Genomic DNA, 17,329 nt, shown 5'->3' with positions numbered 1-17,329 from the left:
TACTGCGATGCCACCCTCGCCGAACAACACACCGCGGTCGCCCTATGCCTACACGTGGACGACAGCGCCCCGCCGTGGCGAGATTGGGAGTATGGCGTTCGATCTCAAGGTGACTGGTACACCCACCGCGATGAGCTCGAGGCTGAACTGACAAGGAGGGAGATACCCTTCACGCCGATTGTCTGGTGATCGCGATGGGGCGGCATTGAGCCGCCCCTCTCGGCCATTACGGCTGGGTTGCCAGGTCTTCGAGGGCGGCAACGATGTCCGCCTTGTTGGCCGGCGTCTTCTCGCCGAGCAGCTTAGTCGCTGCGGCTTTGAACGACATGAACTGGCTGCCATCGGTTGCCATCTTCAGCACGTCTGCAGCGGTCTTGACGTCGCCGTCACCATTGCCGGCGCCTGTCACGGCTTCCTTGTCCTTGCCACCGCCGGAAATGACCTCATACCGGCCAACCCAGCCCTTCGGCTCTTCCTTGACGTCAAGCTCGGTACCAACGGCAATCTCGCCGTCCTTGCCGAAGATGCCGCCACGTGTGATGCGGATTTTCATCGGATGTTCTCCAATTGAGGGGGAAGCCCCGCGCTATGGCGGGGCTATGAGGATCAGTCGATGTCGGTCGAGTAGAACACGCCGGACTTGCCGCTGATGTCCGCCCGGATCTCGATACCCATCGCCCCCATGATGAGGAACTGATAGTTATCGGTCGGGTTGGTGCGGGTGATCGCGGTCGTGTTCACAGCCATGCCGACGAGCGGACGGATGAAATCGGCCGACGGCACGAAGCCGAAGAACGAGTTACCTGAGAGCTCGAAAGACACCTCGATCTTGTTGATGCGGCGGTTCTTGGCGACGAACTCCATGATCGTGCCCGGCTTGAAGCCGGCGGCTGCGGAGTAAGCCTTGTCCCAAGCGCGGGCGATCTCAGGCGAGATGTAGAGGTTCACCTTGCCCGTGATCAGGTTCGCGTCCAGCATGGCGCCGAACGGACCGGAGAAGAACGCATCGATCTGGTCGGCGGTAGCCGTGGTCAAATCGATGTTGGCGCCACCTACTGCCGAACCAAGGTTGATGACCTTGGAATACGGGGAAGTGCGGATGCCGTAGGCCGTGTAGCCTTCGAAGACGATCGAGGGATCGCCGTCGAGCGCATAAAGGGCCATGTCGCGACGGATCTTCGCGGTATGGGCTTCCTGGTCGTCCGACAGTGCGTCGAAGTTCTCCGACTGCAGCGTGTTCCATTCCCGCCATTCGCGGCCGTAGGCCGTGGAGAAGATCGGGACCGGAGTGCCGCGGTAGTCGTAGGTGACCTTATCCATGGTCACCGGGACCTGGCCAGACATGGACCGGACCACGCGACCGGCGTCCGAAGACACGCGGTTCAGGTGGACGAGCTTGCCGATATTCACCGCCTTTGCCAGCGGCATCAGGTCGGCCATCCAGACCTGACCTTCGTCCGCACGCATAATGCGACGGGTAATACCGTCGAGATCCAGCCACGCATCGCGCGGGAGGATCGACGCCGCGTTGCCCATGAACTCGGCTGTGAGGTTCGCCAGCACTTCTTCCGAACGGTGGAAGTGCTCACGAGCCATCGACACCTCATTCCACCACACCGAGTGCGGTCGGGAATTCGTGACGAGCTGTTCGTCAAAGTAGCGCATCTGGATTCCCCCTTACGATGCAGCAGACAGGTAGCTCTGGCTTCCGGCGGGCCGGATGCGGATGAGCTGTTCACTGCCAGAGTTGTTGTTGTAGACCTCGTCGGAATAGGCGACGACGAGATCGGAGAGAGCCGCGATGGCAAGGGTGCCGTTCGCGCCGGGCGTCAGCGCAGTGCCGACGGCCGTGATGTTGACACCGGTGGCGATGCGAGCGGCATAGAGATGGTCGTCCTGCATCTCGATACCGATAGCGGCGCTGTCCTGCGCCCAGTCCGTATCGACGGACTTCATGGCGAGGTAGTTGTCCTGGACCAGCCAGACCTTGCCGACGGTGGTAGCAGCGGCGAGCGCAAACTTGCCGGAGGTGATGACGACGATGCGGCCGGGCTTCAGGGCAGCGGCGGCAAGCAGTTCCTTGACCTGCGGCTTGGTCTTTTCGACGGGGCCGAGGAAGATTTTGTTATAGCGGGCCATGGGTTAGTCTCCCTTCGGCAGCTTGAAGGCCGGCTTTTCGCTGGCATTGCCCTTGAAGGCAGGGTTCAGCGGAGCTGCCTTGCCCGGCTCGGCCGACTTGGCGAGAGCGCGCAGCGTGTTGAGCGGGGTTGCCTTGGCCGTTTCCTCGTCGAGGACGTTGGCCTTAACGATCTTGGTGACCAGGTCGGCGTGTTCGGCCTCTTCCTTGGCCTTCTGGTTAGCGACCATCTCGGCCTGCTGATCCAGAACCGGCTTGAGGGCCGTCGTCACGGCGTTGGCGATCGTTTCACCGATCTTTCCCATGCCTTCCGAGAGGGTCTTGACCTCATCGGAAAGCGACTTGAACTGCTCGTCAGAGACAGGCATGTCGTCTTCCTTTCGATTGGTTGAGGGTGACCGCTCCGAAATGCCAAGGCCTTCCAGGATGACGGCTTTCAGTTTGTCCAGGATCCCCGCCCGCTGGCGTTTCTCCAGGGCTCGAGCGAGGGAATCCATCGCCCAATCGATGTCACGCTCGGCCTCTTGAACGGCTGAGTTGATGACTTCGATCTCTTCCTGCTCACCATTCGCGTTGACCAGCATTCCGACGCCCTGGTCAGGCGTGGCCGCGCCAACCTCGCCCAGGAGGATGGCGTCATGGTCGAACTCGATATTGCGAGCGATGTGTTTGTGGTCTGAGGCGTTGGCAACGGCCTCAAGGTTGGCAAGCAGGCCGGTGGAGGTGTGGACCGGCTCACCCTTTTCGATGGCAGCCAGAACGTCTTTCCCGCCCTGAGAGCGATTGGCGACCTCGACGTCGATTACCTTGTCGAGGAAGACGCGACCGTTCTCGCGGCGGACGTTCTCATTCCATGCGCCGATGTATCCGACGTTGATCCCCTCAGGATCGCGGGCCGAGACGAACTTGCCGTTGATCATGGGGTGGCCGAGCGGCGCCGGCGTACGGTTCAGACCGGCGAAGCTCTTCCCGATCTCGTCGGCCGGATACATGATCCCGTTCATGATGACGTTGTCGGGAAGCGTAGCGCTGGGCACGATGACGACATCACGGCCGTTGCGCTTCTCCTTCCGGACAGCCTTCGTGTTCGCAACGCTGCGAACGTTGACGCGGACGTGCTTCATTCTTCGATGTCCTCTGGTTTGGTGCCGAGAGCGTCGCGGGTTTCATCGTCCGTCGGCTCGTTCGCGAACTTGTCGGCATCCGACAACGGCTCGTAGCCAACGACGGCGCGGATCTCCTCGTCGGTGAAGACGATGATGCCGGTGCCCATCTTCTGGTTGGTTTCGGCCATCTTGCTGGCTCGATCGATCTTCTCTGACATCGAGCTTTCGGTCAGGTCGGTCCAGTCGACGAACCAATCACGCACCGGCAGGATGCCGACGCGCACCAGGCGCTGCACGAGCGCGCGGATATTCGGGATGACGTAGTTCGTCCGGCGCGACATGTTCGTCAGCGCCCATTCTTCAGCGTCTTCCTTGCTGGCCCTCTCACCGGTCTGCATGCCCACGAGGATCTTCACCGGCATGTTGATCGAGGCGGCGAAGGCCTGCAGGGCGATCGCAAAGAAATGCTCGGGCGATGGCAACGTGATGCCAAGGGTCTTGGCTTCCATGCCTTGGACCATCAGCAGCTTGTCAAAGCCCTTCTGCCAGTCCTCGACCTGGTCGTTCATCTTGTCGACCAGCTCGTCGAGCGGAACGCCCATCATGCGGGCCATCTCGGCAAGCTTGGCCTCAGGATCGACCTGAAGAACCGGGGCGGACTTAGCGTTCTTCCAGAAACCTTCACCGCCGGCGCCGCTGACCTTCTCCATCGTCAGCAGGTCATTGAAGCCCGCCTCGAGGATGGATTTGCCGTGCACCGTACCGTTCTTCGACCAGATGACGACACGGTCAGGGTGGACTGTGAAGTTCCGCGGCTGCTGCTTGTCGTCGACGGCGGATTCATTGAACTGGTACATCTTCGGATGGCCGTAACCATCTGACGTTTCGTCGGTGTCCCACTGGGAGACGGTCAGCTGGCCTTCCCATGCCGGGATGAGCTCGAACAGGCCATTGAGGCCACCGGGCACACGATCGACTGGCTGATCCAACCGCTTGCTGTCGGCAAAACGAAGGATGACGCCGGCGTATTCGCCCACCATCGACATGCCATCGGCTTCCGCCAGCTTCTGCCAGAGACGGAGATCGTCAAAGCGCTGGCGGATCTGCTGTTCGAGCGTGGTCTCCTCAGCCTCCCCGACCTCGGACCCGTCACGCTCCTTCTCAAGCAAGAAAGGATTGTCCTGCCAGGTCTTGAGCACGGTCTTGTTCACTCCCGCCGCGGCGATGCCGTTGCGGGAGTACATGCCGTAGAGCTGGTCGAACGTCAGCGCGGTCGGGTAGCCGAAATCCTTGTAATGATCGTGCTTGGCGTCCGGGAAGAAGCCCGGGAACATGGCGCCGAGCCGACGCGTGGCATTGTTCACCACCAATCGCATACGGTTCATCGGTGCCTCTTCGATAGGAACATGCCGGCGACGGGTGCGGCCGCAATATTCACGTTGTCCGCTGCGATGACCGCGTCAGCGAGGTTGTGCGATTTGACGCCCAAGTCCTTCTTGAGCTTCAGCTTCGGAACGACGCGCTTCTTGCCTTCGCTCTCGACCCACCATGGGACGCAAAGTTCGGTGAAGAGCGCGTCCAGCTTCTTGACGCCCATGGCCGAGGAGAAGGACAAGACGTCCTCTGGCTTGATCGGGTGGCCTCTGGTCACGGCGTTGAAGGTCAGCATCGCGCGGCGCGCGGTGTTGGCCCAGGCCTGCGCCTTCAGGTTCAGGTACTCGTCCTTATTGAGCGGGCTGTTGGCGTTCTGCGCATCGCTCGGCTCGTCGGGATCCATCACCGCGCCGCCGGCGTGGAAAGCGTAGTGCTCGACTTTGGCGCCGTCGGCCCTGTTCTGCTCGTCGATGTAGCCGCCGACAAAGGCGCCGACGCCGATCGTGTCATATGAGACGGTCGCGCCGGCATGCTTTGCCTTGGACCAGACCCGCTTTGCATTCTGGACAAGCTCATCCTTTCCGGATGCCCAGTCCTCGGCGTCGACGAAGACGCCCTCAATCTTGTCCGCGGTCGCGCTGTTGTCCTCGCCGTCGTCGGCAGGGTCGAAGCCGATGATGTTGCGGCCGGTCAGGCTGACCTTCAGGGCCTTGTGAGCGTCAATGCAGGCGTCGAGCCAACGGCGCTTGAAGATCGAAAGCTCGCTGTCGCCGAGCGGCACCCCGCGATAGACGTGCTCGAATAGTTCCGGGTCACGCTCCTGCATGGCCGCGATGTCGCGCAGCGCCTTGGACGATAGGAACGGGTTCGAGGTGTAGTTGATCTGCTTGACGACACAGTGTGGTGGCGTGTGGACGACGAAGTTCTTCCAGACGTAGTCCGTGACCAGCTTCGGGTTGAACAGCAGGATCGCCAGGCTGTCTTCCTTGCGGATGGTCGGCCCGATGACCGTCCATTGCTCCTCGGTCAGCTTCTCCGCTTCTTCCACCCACAGGATATCGACATCGGACGTGCCCTTGATGTCCTCAAGGTTGCGCTCGATGCCGTAAAATATGAACTCCGATCCCGACGCCTTATGGATGATCGTCGTCTTCTGGACGTCGTACCCGGCGCTGAGGCCCAGATGAGCGATCGCCCATTTCAGTTCGGTGTAGACCGAATCCTGGATGCGGTTCTGGAAGCGCCGGATACACAGCACGCGCATCTTGACGCCGACATGATCGACCAGGCGCACCAGCTGGCAGGCCGTGTCTCTGGTCTTTGAGCTTGAGCGTCCACCGTGAAGAACCGCGATGTCTGCTTGCCCGAGGAAAACTTGTTCCCAAAAATCGTGAAGCGCGGGATTGGTGAGGTATGTGGTGGCGACTAGCTCTTTTCGCTGCGCAGCACTTCCCGCCATGTTCTTGTCTCGGTCTGTATCGGGGCGCCGTCAGGTCCGGAGTGCTCGTGCCGCTCAACGAACATGCCAAGGTGCTTCCCGATATCCACGAGCGCGCCCTTCTTGTCGTGGAACTTGACCTTGATGCCGCCGGTCGAATTCTGGCTGATCTCGGATATTGCCGCGGCTGTGTCGTCGTCGATCTCGTCGCTGGAAACCAGTTGGACATTGTTGGTGACCACGTTCTTGATCACGAGGACGTCACCGCCATCCGGGTTGTCTTCCTCGGTCACCAGCGTGCCTTGCCACTTGATGGCCTTGCGGATGTCGGCGAACCCGATCTTGGCGAGCTCGGCCAGGACACGCTCTTTCGTGATGGCAAGCTTATCGATGGCCTTTTCGGTGGCTTTGCGCTCCACCGTCTGCTCCCATTCCAAAAGCTCGGTCACGCGTTGTCTGATGTTGTCTTTCTGCTGTAAGCGCGACGCATTCCCACGGTCCGGCTTGAAGCCAGCTTCCGCATATGCGTCATCTGCTGTCTTGCCTTTGGACAACGCCTGCGCGAACTTCTCATGGCGCGCGTTCTTAAGGACGGGCATGGATCAACCTTGGGAGGAATGAATGGGGTTTCCCGATAAGCCGAGGGCTTCAGCGAGCGTCAGCAAATCCGGCGACGGATGGGTGGTGACGACACTCAACGTTGGCGGGGTCGCGAAACAGGAGAGATTCTTCAACAGTCGAGCAGAAGCCGACGCCTATCTGCTGAAACAGTATGAGCTCGTCCGCAAAGAGGGCTGATGTTCCAACCTCTACCCTCTCCTGAGGGCACAAGTTGAGACATCGGGGGAACCGACGACGAATGCCGAGAACAACTAAACAGCTACTGGAAAAGCTCCGAGAGGTAGAAGCGTTCAAAGATGAGCGGCGCTATCGCCCTCCAGGGATGCTGGCGAAGCTTGGGAAGGGTCTTGCCGCCTTCTTCCGGGATTGGATCCGTATTGCTGGACATATGCTCTCGGTAGGGCCGCTTCGCCGCGTTCAGAAAATCCTCTTTGCCGTCGGTGCAGTGTCAATGGGGCCAGGGGTTCTCTATGGGGTGATTCATGCGCTCGCTACCGGCGAGGTTGCCAGGCGTGGGGTTGTCACTTTGGCCGCACGTCACGACCCGTTCGAGTTCTACGCCCTGATGCTCGTTGGTGGCGTGGTTGGCACCCTCAGCACTCTTTTTGCCTTAGCCGTACTTGTGGTGCTTCTGGAAGGGCGCGCGCCACGCTCAAAAAGTTGAGACATCGGGGAACCGGGCCTGAGGTCCGGCTCCCTATTCAGGCATGCGGGATCAGCAACGCATTCGACCGGCATCGAGACTGAGTCCGTGGGTGTCGTAGCTCTCGCGGTAGACCGGCCGGAGATCGGCGATCTTGCGATAGGCGGTGACGCCGAGGCTTCGCAGCGAGTGCCAGGTGTGGTCGGCAACATAAGGGATGGCAGCGAGGGCAAACGAGGCGATGACGGTTGCGACCGCAACGCAGATGTCGAAGACGCGATAGAGGCTGCGGGCGAAAGCGTGGGCGTAGTGGAACATGCGCATGCTGGTTCCTTTCGGAGGTTAGCGATGATCGACAAGGCAGTACGGGTCGTTGCGGTCGCGGTGATGATCATTGCCGCCGGAGTGCTGATCTGGCTGATTATGACCGTCACGTAAAAGCCTGACCTCGAATTGGTTATGGAGGCTTGCAGACCTCCGCCTCTCGTTTGCGCCCCGAGAGCTTACAGCGGGCTGGGGTGTCCTGGCGCCTCGACGTGCGGTTGGCTTCCCGATTGTCTTCCTTCCGGCTACGCAGCCTAACCGGTGAACGGCTTCTGGTGGGCGGGCCCCGAACTTATTTCGCTGTCGCTGCGGCAGCGGCCGGGCTCCCCGGCGTGTTCGTTACGGGCCCTCTGGGATCTGAAGACGACGAAAACCCCGCTGACCGGGTGACAAACCGGCGCGGGGCTTTCTGGCGCTGAAGCTGAAATGAAAAAGGGCGGTCAACGCCGCCCCTGAAATCGGTGATTCGTCAGCCATTCGGCGCAAATCATCACTATATTTTTCCTATAGCATTCTCGTGCGCACGGGGGAAGCGGTGTCTTGCTGATTTTTCCTTATTTTTCCGCCATTGTCGAAGCCCCAATGCACCGAAAGCGCGGTCAGTCCTTCCTTTAGAAATTCTGTATAGGCGCGGCGCAAAGTCGTGTTCGGGGACAGTTCCGAAATCGCCATCCCCTCGCCGGCCACCTTGACCATGACGTCGTACCCGATCCCGAGAACGCGGCGGCAATCGGCGAGGTCGATGCCAGCCTGTATCTGGCTGTCTGACAACGCCGAGCGTGGACCGCGGCCGTCAACCGGCTCGCGGCTATAGTCGAATGAGCCGGCGCCCGATCCGCCGAGCGCCTCCCAGATGCGGCGGAACTTCTCGCCGGCCCTCACCTGGGCCTCATTGATCAACCGGCGCTGCTCAAGCACAACAAGCGCGCTCTCCTTCACGTTGACGGCAACCAGGATCTTCTTCGGGTTCCATGTCTCGCCATCGTGGGCAACGAGATGGAGCGGGTTGTCGACCTGTTTCAGTTCAACATGCGCCTGCGCCGAGCCGATCGTCGGCAGTGAAATCGGGCTCGGTTTTGCCTTGCGGCCTCGTTTCGCCATTCCGTTTTTCCTTACGCTGCTTGCATTGCTTTGATGCGCTTCTGGCTTTCGAGCGATTGCCTGTTCTTCCGACGCACCCAGTTTTTCGCCTCGTCGTCACCTTCTGCGGCCTCCACCCTGCGGATGGCGTGCAGGATCGACGTGTGGTCACGACGGAAAATCGATCCGATCTGTGGGAGCGACAGCCCCCGCTGGCGGAGCTCCAAAATGATGCGGTTCCGCATGGTCGTGACCGCGCGCTTTCTCGACGGGCCGAACATCACGTTCGGCGCGATCCTCGTTTCGAGGCTGCGCATGCGGACGTAATCGGTGGGCGTGAGGTGCGGGTTCTGCTGAAGGCGATATGCCCGCCATGCCCAGACGTGATCATCTGCCGGCGCGCGAAGCTTGGGCTTCGGGACATAGACCTTCGGCGCCTTCGGCTTGCCGAGCAGCTTCCGACGGCGAACGAGGACGGCGGCGCGATAGTTCGGTTCGCTGATTGCAGCCTGTTGCGGGAGCTCAAGCAGCATGGCTTTTCTCCTCGGGCTGAACCTCGGTCATCTCGGCCTCGATTTTCCGCCGAAATGCCGCCTGCTCGGCGCCAATCTGCCACCAGTCCGGCAGTTCTTGGATCTTGGCCCAGTAATCGGCCTTCTCCGGCGACATAGGCTCGTGGACAACGACGCCCCGCTCTTTGGCCTTGGCCTCCTCGTGGTCTTGGCGGAACTGGTTCAGGCGCGCCTGAACGCGGACCATAACCTCGGGCGAACGGTCGACCTCGGGCTTGACGCCCTTCAAGGCCGATTCGGTCTCACGCTTGCGGGCCAGATCCTCGCGGGCCGCCCTCGCCTCCTGCTTCGCCAAGGCGGCGAGGATCGGCGGCTTCGGGATCATGCCGAGCAAGATATCCGGGTTGCCGGCGTAGTCGCCGCGGATCAGCTTCTGGGTCGCGATCGTCAACCCGCAATTCGGTACACCATCGAGGGCGTAGCCGTAGATCACGTCGAACTTCTGGGCGTCGACGCCTTGCGGCAAGCTCATGCCGGCGCTCTGCATGACGCCGAGGCTCCGAACTATGGCATCAGCGCGAACAGGCGCCAGGCGCTCCGTGAGCGTTGTAATCTCCCGGTTCAAGGTCGAAAGCTGGGCCGGTGCTGGCAAATTCGTCATGGCCTGGGTTCCCGTTCAGTTTCTGCTGGATGGATTCTCGGAACTCCCGCTGATGGCGGGCATGCTCGGTTTCCCGCGGCGGGGCTTGCTGGTGGGGACGATTGCGAGGCTTTGCCGCGTTGCGCAGCCAATTGCGCCAGGTCGCCGGCCAGTCGAGTTTGGTGGCGTCCTTCCCAGCTTTGGCGGTCCAGTAATCTCGAAACTTGTCGAACTCGGCCATGGCTTGGGAGCGATCGAAACCGAGCTCGACAGCGAAAACCAGATTGGGCTGAAAATCGGCAGGCAACCGCGTCCCGCGTTTGTTGTCCGAGCGAAGCGAGGATGGGGTGGGGTTAATTTCTTTAGGGGGTGTGGGGGACCTTTCTTTATCAGGGGTGGGGTAGCTGGTGGATTCCACCGGACTTCCACCCGTTTCCACCGGACATCCACCGGACACGGTGGAATTCCGCCGGTTACGCTTCCGCTCCCGATCCCATTGGCGGCGCTTCTCAGCTACGAGGTCAACCGCCGCCGCTGGCACAGCCTCGCGCTCCATTTCTGCTACAGCGGCAACAATGGCGTCGTGGTCCATTCCTGCGGCAAGCATGTGCTTCAAGGCGGTCGCGATGACGCTCATGTCACCACCTCGATTTCTAAGCCGTGGCAGGCCTTCATGAGCTTCTGCTTGATGCGGAATACCGGGGTGACCACGCCCTTCACATCGATGACGCGGCGGCGCTTCATGGTGACGTCCCAGAAGACGAAATCCGCCCTGTAGGTGCACACCAGCACGCCATTGATCGTCAGCGCATAGGAGCGCTGCATTTCGACGTGTTCGACCTCGCCCGCCCTCTGGCGTAGCTTCAGGCTGGCATAGTATGCGGCCTCAGCTTTACTATCGAAGCAGATGCCATCGAGAAGCGTGCGCTGGGCCTTGTATTTGTTCCCGCGCTTCGGCTTGGCGATGACGGCCTGGTATTGTTTCGCGGACATGTGTTCGGTCATGCCGCACCTCCGGAACGAAGGTTGCACCCCGCCGTTATCACTATAGTGAACAGGAGATGGCGATGATCGAAACTTGGAATGAGTGCGTGATCATCCTGCTTCCCGACCTTGACGGTGTGCAGATCGTGTGGACGCCCGCACGGGCATCCAATCTGCTCAGTGACCATTGGCCGGTCGACTATGGCGTCGCCTTTACGGACGCCCTTAACAAATGCACCGACGCGATGCTTGGCACGTATCCTTGGGAACAGGCTAGAGATGCATTTGTGGAGGCCATAGCAGAGGCCAAGGTCACCAAGCTGCAGTGACAGTTTGGCGTAGGCGTAGACGAAGGTCATGCCGCGTCCTTTCGCTCTGCGCCTTCAATGCGCCGGACGGCAATGTCCGCATATTCAGGATTGAGTTCGATCAGGATACTGCGCAGGCCAAGCTGCTCGGCGACGAGGCCAACCGTGCCGGCGCCACCGAACGGGTCGAAGACGGTACCGGGAACACGATCGAAGGTTTCACAGATCGGGCCGCAGCCGTGATCAACACCGCAGCAACCGCAGACGGTTTTCGGGGTACCGGCCTTGATGCATCGCTCAGCGAGCGCCGGCGGGAACGTGGCGAAATGAGCTTCACGGAAGGCCCTCGGCGCGATGCTCCACACGTTCCGAGCATTGCGTGTTTCGACGAGATCCGACGTGCCTTCAGCGAAGGATCGCTTCGCCTTGACAATCGCGTTGCCTTCGTCGGCAAACTTCCTCGATCGAGGAACGCGATCAACATTCTGTCGGCTGTTCGCGCCAGGCTTGCGAGCATGAGAACCGCCGGTCACCGGCTCGCGGATCGCTTCGTGGTCGTAGAAATACTCCTCGCCCTTGGTGAGCAGAAAAACCTTCTCGTGTGCCGTCGTCGGGCGATCGTAGACGCTTTCCGGCATAGGGTTCGGCTTGTGCCAAATGATCTCCGAGCGGACCCACCAGCCAGCCTCCTGCAGGGCAATCGCCAGCCGGTTCGGGATCATGCAAAGGTCTTTCGGCTTCAGGTAACCGCCGGCAACGATGGCACCAGGTGAACTGACGCCAGCAGCGCGGCGATGAACGTTGCCGCGAACACCTCTGTCGCCGTGACGGTCAGCCTGGTAGATCGGGCCAACGGTCGAGAACGGCTTGTCCCGGAAAGTACGATCATCCGAGCCGTCGGCCTTATAGGCTTCTGCGCTCTTTCCGTTCGGAGCTGCTGCGTAGCAATCGCCGTAATTGAGCCAGAGCGTGCCCTGAGGCTTCAGGATGCGCCAGACCTCGCCCAACACCTCGACCATCACGGCAAGGTGCTGCCCGAGCGTAGGCTCAAGACCGATCTGCCCTTCGACGCCATAATCGCGCAGGCCCCAGTAGGGCGGGCTGGTGACGACACAGTCGACCGAGCCCGAGGGCATCGAGCGCATGACGTCGAGGCAATCGCCGACGTGAATGGTGCAACGTCCGTCGAGGATGGAGCGGGTTTCGATGCTCATACCTCGCCTCCCTGCTTGCGGAACAAAAACCGCGTGGGATCAGTTGGCTTCCGAAAGAGGAGTCGATCATGAGCACGATACCGAATGAACCGATCCCAAGACCCGGCCCTGATCTGCCTGGTCTGCCACCGGACCAGCCGCTGCCACCGATCGAGGAACCCGAGCCCGACGTTCTTCCCGACGAGGTTCCGAATCCCAACCCGGACGAAAGCGACAATCCGCCGAAACACCTCGGCCCGAGAAAGCCGGTGGAAGTGCCGCCGGGCGAAACGCCCGATACGCTGCCCGAGCCAGACCGTCCCATCGAGGAGCCCGGCCCCGATGAAGTCCCGGAAGAAGCCCCAGACATCACGCCAGTACCAGGCGAGGAAATTCCGGCAAAGATGACCGGTTGAGCTGATGTTGTTGCAGCCGTGTCCCGCCCTCTTGGAACAGACTTCACTAACATACGTTTCTGGGAAGCCTGCCCAACGGAGGACGAAATGATCACCATCTGGGATGCAAACGTCGAGTTGAAGATTGATGGTCGTTTTCACGTCATCAGGAGCGCCCGAGAGGCTGTCGCGTTCCTGACGAAATCCTGGCCCGAGACGAAGAGCGTGAGTTACGCAACGGCTCGGAAGGCGTGTCTGGCAGCGGCTGAGGGCATGCTTCCTAGCGCTGAAGCGAGGGCGGCGTTCGAAGCTGCGGCGAAGGAAGCCGGCATCTTGCGATAAAATCGATGTCGCCCTACCCGAGGTGAGAAACTGAATCATGCCGCCGCCCCGCGCTTTTCGAGGGCGGCCAATGACCTGTTGCAGCGGTCAAGAAGGCGGGTGATCACCGCGAGCTTCTGCAGCTTCACGCCGTTGTCCGATTTGTTCATGCTGGACTTGAGGCGGAAGATCTGGGCTTCCAGTTCGGCTATCTCTTCGCGGAGGAGGTCGACGTCGGTCATGGATCAGTGCTCCTGCCCGTCTTTGAGCGAAGCTGCCCATTTCAGAATCAGCAGAGCATCGGCGCCGGTTGAACCGTTGAGCTTCGCCTCGATTTCGCAGGCGGCGTAAAACAAGGCATCGTCGCGGGTCTCGGCGAACTTGCCCCACTTCGCGCCGACCCGGTAACCGCCGCCGCCATTGTCGCAGTTCCACTCGGTCGACCACATCCAAAGGCCGTTCTCGTGCCGATGGATTTCGATCTCAGCGCGGTTCCAAGCCATCCGAGGGTGCGGCAGCGTATAGACAAAGTCAGGTTCTCCCCGCAGCACCGGCCCGTCTGGGTCGACGGGCGTGCGGACCGGTGGCCGGCGGAGTGTGTCGAATAGACTCAATTGCTGCATCATTCCGCCCCGTCCTTCTTCGTCTCTTCTTCGCGAAGCTCAGGCGCTATGGCGAAAGCCAAGGACCGAGCGAAACGCAGCAACGATCGAGCGAACGAGATGCGCATCCTCGCCGCCCAGGAGAGCGGTGGCCTTTGCAATTGCGTCATCATTTTTCTGCACCTCCTGGCGTGCCTCGTAGACAAGCCCGCTCACGTCTTCGACGCGGCGAAGCTCGTGTCCTCTGATTGAAATCTTGGGATCCGCGTACCAAACGTCCTTGGTGCGCGTGTATGACCAGCCTAGCGCGCGAGCCGCGATCACTATCCGGGCCTGGACTCTTCCAAGCGACGTTGGTGCAATCTCGTTCTGCAACGCGTCCTGACAAAAAGCCGCAACTGACATTTCTTTTTTCTCCGAAGCTTTTTCGGGCATTTCCGAAACTCCCTGTGCGATCTCTGAATCCGTTGAAGGAGTACCGAGATGCGCCGCACAGGCATTTCATCTGATGGAGAGGACGGCGCCGCGCCAACGGCTGCCTGTCCCTCCCAACTCATTTCGTTTCGCAGAGCCACCGCCGCATACGTCGGCTCTGCTGCCGGTGACGATCCCTCGTCGTCACCGGCCATTCCCTTGGGAACTGCTGTTCAGGCCGTGGTTTTGCGCCTGGCGAACAAGCGGATCCGGTTGAGAGTTGAGAGCCCCAGCCGGGAGGAGGAAGACTGGGGCCCTCGTTGATCGCGAGGGAGGAGGAGCCGCGATCAATCCTTTGGCGTGAAGCCGTTCCGCCGAAACTGCATTTCGCAGAAGAGAGCCACGCCGCCGAGCAACGGGAAGGCAAAGGCCATCGATGTCGCGAAGAGGACTTGAACGGCAATCATGCTGCTCTCCTGAGATTTGCTTCTGCTTCGCAAAGGTTGCGGCCGGACGCGGACTTTCCGGTCTCGGCATCGATGACGATGACCGTGCCGTCTTCGGTGTAAGTGATGGAGCGATCCCGACGTGCCTTTGTCATGCCGCAACCTCATCAAACATCGGCCGCTCAACAGCCCTGTCTTCGAAGATGGAAAAGGCGGACGCAATTTCGCAGTCGGGCTTTCCGAGCCGACGGGCGTGCTTGACGCCAGCAATGCTCCCTGCCCTGCGCAGCTGGACAGTCGTGTTCTTCCCGGTGAATTTCCGGCCGTTGCGCCGTCCGTATTCATGGATGGCGCTCACGCTTGCGCCGACATTCATGGCGATGTGCTTGGCGCTGACACCGCACTCGATGCCGCCGTCGATCTGCGCGAGCTTCTGATCCATGGACGCGCGGGACCACCACGATGACTTTGAGCCAATCATGCCATTTCCTTCTCTGCAGCTTCTGTGAGCGAGAACGCGGCCAAGATGTCGGCGGCGCGATGGGGAATTTCCTTCGCCAGCCGACTGGCGATTTGCCGTTCCTGGGTTGGCGTGAAATGGCGCGCCTCGCGCTGCCATGCGATCACGTCGAGCAACACGTCGTTGCCGCTGTATTCCACGACCGGGTATCTAGTGCCGAGGGAGCGGGCGATGTTGTATCGGTTCCAACCATCGACGATCACATCACCCATGCGGATGATGGGCTTGCTCACCCCGATCCCGATGATGCTGAATTCCAGTCGGCCGTACTCGGCCTTGGTCAGTTCCGGAAAGCAGGAGGCGTAGGGCAGCGACTTCATCGGCCTGGACGGTGTCGCCTCATAGCCGAGGCAGTCGCCGGCCTGATCACGAAGGGATGCGGCAGTGCCGACCTCCCTGCCCTCAGCATGCATGTCTGCCGAGGGAGTTTCTGCCGTGTCCGGAGAATTGGTTGCCCGTTCAGCCTCCGGGCCAGAGGGTTCGAGGTCGGGAACGCTCCCTTGAGCCATGTCGACGCTAAATTGGTTGGCGCCTCCTTCGTTCGTTGCGATCTCGGTGATTTCGCCCGTCTCCAGGTCGATATGCTCGGACGGCGACGGTTCAACGCCATCGGCGTTCGCCAGTCGGGCCTTGCCCTTCACTGCAGCGATTGCGCCGCCGTCCGGTTCCTGGCGCTCTTCGCGCTCAATCATGATGTCGACTGCGGTCAGCAAAGCCGCCCTGCCCGATTGCGTCTGCATAGCGGTCGCGACCGTGGCAACGAGCTTGGGGCTCGTCTCCGGCTCGGGCTCGTCGAACAGATCGGTCTGGATCATGCCGAGCGCCTGCAGATACGTGTCGAGGATCGCTTCCTGTTCGGCGCGCTCGTCGGCATCCTGCTTGCGGATCGAAATGACCTTGCGCAGGATCTTCGTGTCGAAGCCGGTGGACTTGGCTTCGCCGTAGACGTCCTTGATGTCGTCTGCGATGGTCTGCTTTTCGCTTTCCAAGCGCTCGATACGCTCGATGAAAGAGCGGAGCTGGTCGCGGGCTACGATGTGGGCGCTCATTGGGCAATCTCCGAAAGTGCAGCACGCTGCCTTGCCAACCAATCCAGGTTGACGCCCTTAATCGACCGCCGCTTGCATGCGGCGATCACGCGTGGCCAATGCTCAGGGGCAATGCTTCCGCGGCGGCGCATCTGCCGAGCGGCCTCATATCCGCAGCCCACATCGGAAGAGAATTCCGCGATGGTGGGCCAGAGATCGATAAGGGCGGGAATGGAGTGAGGTGTCGTGCTCATTTATTCAACGTACAAAACGTACGACACAAAATCAAGCCTAAATCGTACACCTTGGACGATGAATTTCGGCCATAACGTACGAATGACAACGCCGAAGGATCGATTGAAGCAAGCTAGGGCTGCGGCCGGGTTTGAAAGCCCGACCGATGCAGCTAACGCCTTCCCGCGCGACATCAACAAAAACACGTTGATCAGCAACGAGAACGGCAACCGAGACATCTCGCGGAAAGCTGCCGAAAAATACGCAAAGCTCTTCGGCGTCGACGCTGGCTGGCTGCTCTATGGAACCGAGGGCGCCACCCAAACAGCGGACATAGACGTCCCGCTCCTATCGCTGGTGAGCGCCGGCAATCTCCGTTCGCAGCCGAGCGTGAGCGAGCACGACGTTATCCGCCGCATTAAGGTTGGCGAGCTGCCAAAGGGTGACTGGATCGCGCTCCAGGTAGATGGCGATTCAATGGACCGCGTGGCCCCTGACGGCGCCATCATCCTGGTCGACCGGTCAGATGATCGGCTGATTGACGGACGCTTCTATATTTTCTCACTCGGCGGCGGCGAGGCCACCTTTAAGAGGTACCGGCGCAGCCCGGAGCGTCTGCAGCCTTTCTCTACGAATCCGGATCACATGGCGGTCCCGGCGACACACGATGATATTTATGTGTTCGGCCGGGTGAAACGCGTAATCCACGATATTTAGAGGCCCTGAATGAAGCGATTGCTGCCTGTCGTAATCGCGTGCACTGGCCTTTTCGGCTGCTCAGACAGCCTTGAAGATCAGCAGAAAGCTCTTGAGAAATTCACAAAAGACAACCGCGTAGGCGATGGCGCCGATGTCTGGCTCGTCAAGCACAACATGCTCGGGGAGTTCGAGAAGGTATCCCTCGTCTTCGGCTTTATTGATGATTTCGAGTTCTGTCAGGAAGTAGCGGCCATGTACAATCGCCGCTACCCAAATGCCGACCTATCCTGTCAGCTGGCTAACTAGAGGC

Annotated in this window: 26 protein-coding genes and 1 pseudogene; 7 read left to right on the top strand and 20 right to left on the bottom strand. The window is 60.5% G+C overall.

Features of this window, described 5'->3' with window-relative positions; translation table 11 throughout:
* Nucleotides 1-226: 226 nt before the first annotated feature.
* From AC07UR_RS20430 to AC07UR_RS20400, 7 genes are read right to left on the bottom strand one after another with little or no spacing between them, the layout of a single operon-like run.
* Nucleotides 227-553, bottom strand: a complete 327-nt coding sequence (locus AC07UR_RS20430) for a hypothetical protein (protein WP_494700159.1) — start codon at nucleotides 551-553, stop codon at nucleotides 227-229.
* Between the two features lie 53 nt (nucleotides 554-606).
* On the bottom strand, nucleotides 607-1,665 hold the full coding sequence (locus AC07UR_RS20425) for a major capsid protein (protein WP_494700158.1): 1,059 nt from the start codon (nucleotides 1,663-1,665) through the stop codon (nucleotides 607-609).
* A 12-nt stretch (nucleotides 1,666-1,677) separates the two neighbouring features.
* Nucleotides 1,678-2,139 (bottom strand): hypothetical protein, encoded by a 462-nt coding sequence (locus AC07UR_RS20420; RefSeq protein WP_494700157.1) that lies wholly within the window; start codon nucleotides 2,137-2,139, stop codon nucleotides 1,678-1,680.
* Between the two features lie 3 nt (nucleotides 2,140-2,142).
* Complete coding sequence (locus AC07UR_RS20415) at nucleotides 2,143-3,261, bottom strand: hypothetical protein (protein WP_494700156.1); 1,119 nt, start codon at nucleotides 3,259-3,261, stop codon at nucleotides 2,143-2,145.
* Nucleotides 3,258-4,628: an anti-CBASS protein Acb1 family protein gene (locus AC07UR_RS20410; protein ID WP_494700155.1), complete on the bottom strand. Its 1,371-nt coding sequence runs from the start codon at nucleotides 4,626-4,628 to the stop codon at nucleotides 3,258-3,260. Before AC07UR_RS20410 ends, AC07UR_RS20415 begins: the two co-directional genes overlap by 4 nt.
* The gene (locus tag AC07UR_RS20405; RefSeq protein WP_494700154.1) at nucleotides 4,625-6,076 is read right to left on the bottom strand and encodes a PBSX family phage terminase large subunit; all 1,452 of its coding nucleotides are present in this window, start codon (nucleotides 6,074-6,076) and stop codon (nucleotides 4,625-4,627) included. Before AC07UR_RS20405 ends, AC07UR_RS20410 begins: the two co-directional genes overlap by 4 nt.
* Nucleotides 6,043-6,654 carry a terminase small subunit gene (locus tag AC07UR_RS20400; RefSeq protein ID WP_494700153.1) on the bottom strand — a complete coding sequence of 204 codons (612 nt, stop codon included), beginning with the start codon at nucleotides 6,652-6,654 and terminating at the stop codon, nucleotides 6,043-6,045. Before AC07UR_RS20400 ends, AC07UR_RS20405 begins: the two co-directional genes overlap by 34 nt.
* A 22-nt stretch (nucleotides 6,655-6,676) precedes the next feature.
* On the opposite strand from AC07UR_RS20400, the gene AC07UR_RS20395 reads away from it, so the two are divergent.
* Nucleotides 6,677-6,853: a hypothetical protein gene (locus AC07UR_RS20395; RefSeq protein WP_494700152.1), complete on the top strand. Its 177-nt coding sequence runs from the start codon at nucleotides 6,677-6,679 to the stop codon at nucleotides 6,851-6,853.
* A 61-nt stretch (nucleotides 6,854-6,914) separates the two neighbouring features.
* On the top strand, nucleotides 6,915-7,340 hold the full coding sequence (locus AC07UR_RS20390) for a hypothetical protein (protein ID WP_494700151.1): 426 nt from the start codon (nucleotides 6,915-6,917) through the stop codon (nucleotides 7,338-7,340).
* Nucleotides 7,341-7,391: 51 nt separating this feature from the next.
* Here AC07UR_RS20390 and AC07UR_RS20385 read toward each other — a convergent pair whose 3' ends face one another.
* The 6 genes from AC07UR_RS20385 to AC07UR_RS20360 all read right to left on the bottom strand — a co-directional run bounded on the left by AC07UR_RS20385 (nucleotide 7,392) and on the right by AC07UR_RS20360 (nucleotide 10,880).
* Nucleotides 7,392-7,643: a hypothetical protein gene (locus AC07UR_RS20385; RefSeq protein WP_494700150.1), complete on the bottom strand. Its 252-nt coding sequence runs from the start codon at nucleotides 7,641-7,643 to the stop codon at nucleotides 7,392-7,394.
* Between the two features lie 504 nt (nucleotides 7,644-8,147).
* Nucleotides 8,148-8,744, bottom strand: coding sequence for a hypothetical protein (locus AC07UR_RS20380; RefSeq protein WP_494700149.1), 597 nt, complete (start codon nucleotides 8,742-8,744; stop codon nucleotides 8,148-8,150).
* A gap of 11 nt (nucleotides 8,745-8,755) precedes the next feature.
* The gene (locus AC07UR_RS20375) at nucleotides 8,756-9,256 is read right to left on the bottom strand and encodes a helix-turn-helix domain-containing protein (RefSeq protein WP_494700148.1); all 501 of its coding nucleotides are present in this window, start codon (nucleotides 9,254-9,256) and stop codon (nucleotides 8,756-8,758) included.
* The gene (locus AC07UR_RS20370; RefSeq protein ID WP_494700147.1) at nucleotides 9,246-9,782 is read right to left on the bottom strand and encodes a hypothetical protein; all 537 of its coding nucleotides are present in this window, start codon (nucleotides 9,780-9,782) and stop codon (nucleotides 9,246-9,248) included. The genes AC07UR_RS20375 and AC07UR_RS20370 overlap by 11 nt, the downstream gene beginning before the upstream one ends.
* A 25-nt stretch (nucleotides 9,783-9,807) precedes the next feature.
* A complete protein-coding gene (locus AC07UR_RS20365; protein WP_494700146.1) occupies nucleotides 9,808-10,512 on the bottom strand; it encodes a DNA replication protein in 705 nt (234 codons plus the stop codon).
* Complete coding sequence (locus tag AC07UR_RS20360) at nucleotides 10,509-10,880, bottom strand: DUF1064 domain-containing protein (protein ID WP_494700145.1); 372 nt, start codon at nucleotides 10,878-10,880, stop codon at nucleotides 10,509-10,511. Before AC07UR_RS20360 ends, AC07UR_RS20365 begins: the two co-directional genes overlap by 4 nt.
* 56 nt (nucleotides 10,881-10,936) lie before the next feature.
* Here AC07UR_RS20360 and AC07UR_RS20355 point away from each other — a divergent pair, with 56 nt between their 5' ends.
* On the top strand, nucleotides 10,937-11,188 hold the full coding sequence (locus AC07UR_RS20355; protein ID WP_494700144.1) for a DUF982 domain-containing protein: 252 nt from the start codon (nucleotides 10,937-10,939) through the stop codon (nucleotides 11,186-11,188).
* A 26-nt stretch (nucleotides 11,189-11,214) separates the two neighbouring features.
* On the opposite strand, the gene AC07UR_RS20350 is transcribed toward AC07UR_RS20355, so the two are convergent.
* Nucleotides 11,215-12,381: a DNA-methyltransferase gene (locus AC07UR_RS20350; protein WP_494700143.1), complete on the bottom strand. Its 1,167-nt coding sequence runs from the start codon at nucleotides 12,379-12,381 to the stop codon at nucleotides 11,215-11,217.
* A 68-nt stretch (nucleotides 12,382-12,449) separates the two neighbouring features.
* Between AC07UR_RS20350 and AC07UR_RS20345 the strand changes: the two genes are divergently transcribed.
* Both AC07UR_RS20345 and AC07UR_RS20340 read left to right on the top strand, forming a co-directional pair.
* Nucleotides 12,450-12,776, top strand: a complete 327-nt coding sequence (locus tag AC07UR_RS20345; RefSeq protein ID WP_494700195.1) for a hypothetical protein — start codon at nucleotides 12,450-12,452, stop codon at nucleotides 12,774-12,776.
* 87 nt (nucleotides 12,777-12,863) lie between these two features.
* Nucleotides 12,864-13,097, top strand: a complete 234-nt coding sequence (locus tag AC07UR_RS20340; RefSeq protein WP_494700142.1) for a DUF982 domain-containing protein — start codon at nucleotides 12,864-12,866, stop codon at nucleotides 13,095-13,097.
* Between the two features lie 35 nt (nucleotides 13,098-13,132).
* Here AC07UR_RS20340 and AC07UR_RS20335 read toward each other — a convergent pair whose 3' ends face one another.
* From AC07UR_RS20335 to AC07UR_RS20310, 6 genes and pseudogenes are all read right to left on the bottom strand, one after another.
* On the bottom strand, nucleotides 13,133-13,318 hold the full coding sequence (locus AC07UR_RS20335) for a hypothetical protein (RefSeq protein ID WP_494700141.1): 186 nt from the start codon (nucleotides 13,316-13,318) through the stop codon (nucleotides 13,133-13,135).
* Nucleotides 13,319-13,321: 3 nt separating this feature from the next.
* A complete protein-coding gene (locus AC07UR_RS20330; RefSeq protein WP_494700140.1) occupies nucleotides 13,322-13,702 on the bottom strand; it encodes a hypothetical protein in 381 nt (126 codons plus the stop codon).
* Nucleotides 13,703-13,738: 36 nt separating this feature from the next.
* Entirely contained in the window at nucleotides 13,739-14,113 is a 375-nt protein-coding gene (locus AC07UR_RS20325) for a hypothetical protein (RefSeq protein ID WP_494700139.1), read from the bottom strand.
* A gap of 442 nt (nucleotides 14,114-14,555) precedes the next feature.
* A complete protein-coding gene (locus tag AC07UR_RS20320; protein WP_494700138.1) occupies nucleotides 14,556-14,693 on the bottom strand; it encodes a hypothetical protein in 138 nt (45 codons plus the stop codon).
* Nucleotides 14,690-14,980 carry a hypothetical protein gene (locus AC07UR_RS20315; RefSeq protein ID WP_494700137.1) on the bottom strand — a complete coding sequence of 97 codons (291 nt, stop codon included), beginning with the start codon at nucleotides 14,978-14,980 and terminating at the stop codon, nucleotides 14,690-14,692. The genes AC07UR_RS20320 and AC07UR_RS20315 overlap by 4 nt, the downstream gene beginning before the upstream one ends.
* An 887-nt stretch (nucleotides 14,981-15,867) precedes the next feature.
* Nucleotides 15,868-16,107 (bottom strand): annotated as a pseudogene (locus tag AC07UR_RS20310) (DUF2312 domain-containing protein); the annotation flags it as partial.
* A 225-nt stretch (nucleotides 16,108-16,332) separates the two neighbouring features.
* Between AC07UR_RS20310 and AC07UR_RS20305 the strand changes: the two are divergent.
* Together AC07UR_RS20305 and AC07UR_RS20300 are read left to right on the top strand one after the other, a co-directional pair.
* Nucleotides 16,333-17,037 carry a S24 family peptidase gene (locus AC07UR_RS20305; protein ID WP_494700136.1) on the top strand — a complete coding sequence of 235 codons (705 nt, stop codon included), beginning with the start codon at nucleotides 16,333-16,335 and terminating at the stop codon, nucleotides 17,035-17,037.
* A 9-nt stretch (nucleotides 17,038-17,046) separates the two neighbouring features.
* The gene (locus tag AC07UR_RS20300) at nucleotides 17,047-17,325 is read left to right on the top strand and encodes a hypothetical protein (RefSeq protein WP_494700135.1); all 279 of its coding nucleotides are present in this window, start codon (nucleotides 17,047-17,049) and stop codon (nucleotides 17,323-17,325) included.
* The last annotated feature ends 4 nt before the right edge of the window (nucleotides 17,326-17,329 follow it).

Source organism: Ensifer sp. GW821-FHT05G01, from assembly GCF_059419585.1.
This window is presented reverse-complemented; position numbering and strand designations above follow the sequence as displayed.